The 3,709-nt window shown below is 71.4% G+C and carries 3 protein-coding genes; 1 reads left to right on the top strand and 2 read right to left on the bottom strand.

From position 1 onward, the window contains the following. Positions 1-56 precede the first annotated feature (56 nt). The gene (locus tag D5H75_RS40650) at positions 57-1,736 is read right to left on the bottom strand and encodes a hybrid sensor histidine kinase/response regulator (protein ID WP_119931979.1); all 1,680 of its coding nucleotides are present in this window, start codon (positions 1,734-1,736) and stop codon (positions 57-59) included. Beyond that, on the bottom strand, positions 1,736-2,491 hold the full coding sequence (locus D5H75_RS40645; protein ID WP_119931978.1) for a response regulator transcription factor: 756 nt from the start codon (positions 2,489-2,491) through the stop codon (positions 1,736-1,738). The genes D5H75_RS40650 and D5H75_RS40645 overlap by 1 nt, the downstream gene beginning before the upstream one ends. 484 nt (positions 2,492-2,975) lie before the next feature. On the opposite strand from D5H75_RS40645, the gene D5H75_RS42565 reads away from it, so the two are divergent. Beyond that, the gene (locus D5H75_RS42565; RefSeq protein ID WP_202639005.1) at positions 2,976-3,203 is read left to right on the top strand and encodes a hypothetical protein; all 228 of its coding nucleotides are present in this window, start codon (positions 2,976-2,978) and stop codon (positions 3,201-3,203) included. Positions 3,204-3,709 lie beyond the last annotated feature (506 nt).

Genomic DNA, 3,709 nt, shown 5'->3' with positions numbered 1-3,709 from the left:
GATCCTCACCTCGCTCCACCGGGCCGCACGCACATGGGGAACCCTCTCCTGGACCCTTACCCGGGGGTGGGCTGATCGGTCCAGTCGCTGAGGAGTTGGTCGAGGCGGGTGGGGTCGAGTGGTTTGGCGAGGTGGGCGTCGAATCCGGCGGCGCGGCTGCGTTCGCGGTCGGTGTCCTGGCTGAATCCGGAGACGGCGATCAGGCGGGTGCGGCGGTGGGTCGGGGTGCGGCGCAGCCGGCGGGCGATGGTGTAGCCGTCGGGGTCGTCGCCGAGGGCGAGGTCGCACAGGATCAGATCGAACGGGTGGTGGGCGGCGGCGAGGGCGTCGGTGCCGTTGGTGGCGATGGTGACGGTGTCGCCGCGCTGGCGTAGCAGCACGGCGTACATGGCGGCGAGGTCGGTGTTGTCCTCGACGAGCAGGACCCGCATCGGCGCCCGGGTGGTGGCTGGCGCGGGGCGCTGCTCGGCGCTGTTCGGCGGGGCGTCGGTGAGCGGCAGCCGTACGGTGAACGTGGCGCCGGTCCCGGGGCCGTCGCTGTGGGCGGTGGCGGTGCCGTCGTGCAGCGTGGCAATGCCGCGGACCACGGCCAGGCCCAGGCCCAGCCCGGCGGGAGCACTCTGGCCGGAGGTGCCGGCCCGCACGAACGGGTCGAACAGGCCGGCCGCCGCCTCAGGCGGGAAGCCGGGTCCCTCGTCGCGCACGCGCACGAGGGCGTGCCCGGCCTCGGTGGTCACCTCGATGTGGACGGGGATGTCGGTGGGTGCGTGTTTGCGGGCGTTGTCGAGCAGGTTGCTGATCATTTGGGCGAGGCGGACCGGGTCGCCGTCGACGGTCGCCGCCATGTCGGGCAAGGTGAGACGGATCCCGGTGGCGCCGGGGCGGGTGGCGTCGATGTCGCGGACGGTGGCGGCCACGAGCGTGCGCAGGTCCAGTGGCCGGCGGGCGACCTGCAGGTGGCCGGTGACGACCCTGGCGGCTTCGAGCAGGTCGTCGGTCATCCTGGTCAGGGCGGTCAGTTGCCGGGTGAGTACGGCGCGGGCCGGATGGTTGGGGACGTCCAGCTTGAGGACGTCGAGGGCGGCGCGGGCCGAGGCGAGGGGATTGCGTAGTTCGTGGGACAGGGTGGCGATGAATCGGTCCTTGGCCTGCTGCTGGGCGCGCAGCGCGTCGCCGGCGGCGGCCAGTTCGGCGTTGACGCGCTGCAGTTCCCGGTTGGCTTCCTGCAATTGGCGGCCGCGGGTGAACAGGTCGGCCTCCATCTGCTCGACCCGGGTCTGCAGCGCCGCGGCGACGCGTTGCTGCTCGGGGCCGTGACGGCGTAGTTCGACCAGGTCGGTGACGTCCTGGACCCGGTGGACGATGAACGCCACAGTGCCGTCGTCGGCGAAGAGCGGGGTGTTGACCGGGCTCCAGTAGCGCTCGACGAATTCGCCCTCGGGGGTGCGAATGTCATAGCGCTGCAGGGCGAGGGCGTCGGGCCGGCCGGAGTCGACCACCGTCTGCAGGGATCGGCGCAGGTTGCGCACGCCGTCGGCGTCGGGGTCGTCCGGGTTGTCGGGGAACACCTCGAACATCGGCCGGCCGGCCACCGTCTCCCGGTCGATCATGGTGGCGTCGGCGTAGGCCTGATTGATGGTGACGATGGTGAAGTCCGCCGTCATGATCAAGTACGGCGACGGGAGCGCCTGGAACAGGCGTTCGTAGTCCAGCGCCCATCCGCTCGCGGACGCCATCAGGGGTCCAGCCGGTAACCGATGCCGCGCACGGTGGTGATCCGCGGGCTGGTCACGCCGGCCATGGCGAGTTTGCGGCGCAACCGGTACACATGCTCGACGACGGACGAGCCGTCCTGCCAGTCCGGGTCGGCGCCCCACACCGCGCGCAGCAGCTGGCCGGTGGTGAACACCTGCCGGGGCTGGGCGATCAGCAGCGCCAGCAACCCGTACTCCAGCGGTGTCAACGCCAGCGGCACGCCGTCCACGGTGACCTCTCGTGACCGGGTGTCGACGGCCAGCCCGCCGACGCGATGCACCGCCTCAGCAGCCGGGGGGTGCGCGCGCCGCAGCACCGCCCGGATCCGGGCGGCCAGCTCCGGCAGGGAGAACGGCTTGACGACATAGTCGTCGGCGCCGAGCTCCAGCCCGACGACGCGCTCACGCTCCTCTGCCCAGCCGGTCAAGATGATCACCGGCAGGTGGCGGCCGGCGCGTACCCCGCGCAGGAAGTCCAGGCCGTTGCCGTCGGGGAGGCCGAGATCCAGCACGAGCAGGTCGACGGGGTGGGTGCGCAGCAACGCCGCCGCACCGCGGGTGTCGCCGGCGGTGTACATCCGGAATCCGTCGCGGGTGAGGTACGCGGTGGCCATCTCGACCAGGTCCGCCTCGTCATCCACCAGGGCGATCACCGGCCGCGTCACTGCCGTGCGCAGTGGCTCGCGCGCTGGTGAGTCGTTGACCGGCCGGTCATCCCGCGTCGATGCGGCACCCATGTGGTGAGGGTAACACCGAAGACTGTCACGCCTGCCGCCGCACCTGGAGCCGCCATGTCGCCACCGAATGATCCCGCCGGTCCGCCCGCCGCGCGAAGCATCGACGGGCCCAGCACCCTGCGGCAGCATCGGGTACTGCAAGCGAGGGACCACGACACCGCCGCCACGGCGCGAGCGGAACGCCTGCCTCGGCCGTCCGAACGCGCCGGCCAGCTCATCAAGCGGTCCAAGCAGCTCATCGCGCGTGCCCACCAGCTCCTCGCCGCGACCAGCCACCGCCGGTCGCCACGCCAGGTGCCGGCGCCGATCGGCATCGGCGAGGTAGCCGGGGCCGCCGCCGGCCACGGCGGAGAAGGGACAGGGGGGTGACGGGAACGCCGGCTTCCTGCCCTTCCTCGACAACGCCTCCTCCGCTGGAAGGAGCGGGTCAAGCTGCAGCGCCCGCAGCGAAGCGAGGACGAATCAAGACATCAAGGAGATTCTGATGCGTGACGGACACGATGCGCCCAGCAGCCGGTATGAGGAGCGGGCACGGATCGCGCGTCAGCGGGCTGAGGCGGCAGGACTTCGGGCAGAGCGCGCCCGTGCTCGCATCGAACGCGCGGCTCAGCGTCTGACCGATCTGGCCGATCTGACCGCCGGATACCCGCCGTGGTGCAAGGACGGTTCGGCCGGCACGGATCCGGCGAGCGCCCCAGGCGTCGCCGAGTAGTTCAGCAGCCGAGCTGGCACACCCTCTGCGGCCACTTCCGCGACTCCCAGCCATTCTGGACCGCCGCCGGCCAGGGCGTGCCCAGCCGCCTGCGCACCGTGGCCTACCTCTCCCGCGATGAACAAGCTCAGCATCCTGCGGCCCGCGCTGATCGCGCACCAACACAGAAAGTGATGACGATTACTCTGCGTTACTTTGTGGCTGGTGACGCGCACCCGAGCGAGGGCCTTAGACCTCCCAGAGTTCGCGCGAACTGAAGGTCCTACAGGCCCGTACGACACGCCCCCCACCGGCTGACCGCGCCGGCGCGACGCGAGCGGGGCGGCCACGGCGCCACCCGGTAACAGCGCACCCCCACGCCTGGACGACATCTCCGCGCCGACCTGGACAACATCTCCGCGTTCCCCTGGACAACGTTTCCGCGCTCGGCAGGTGTCGCCGGTGGAGAGATTGTCAGTGGCTTCGGCGGATCGTTTGTCAGTGGGGCGGGCCCAGCTTTCGCTGGG

The sequence above is a fragment of the Bailinhaonella thermotolerans genome, from assembly GCF_003594875.1.
GTDB classification, from domain to species: Bacteria; Actinomycetota; Actinomycetes; order Streptosporangiales; family Streptosporangiaceae; genus Bailinhaonella; species Bailinhaonella thermotolerans.
This window is presented reverse-complemented; position numbering and strand designations above follow the sequence as displayed.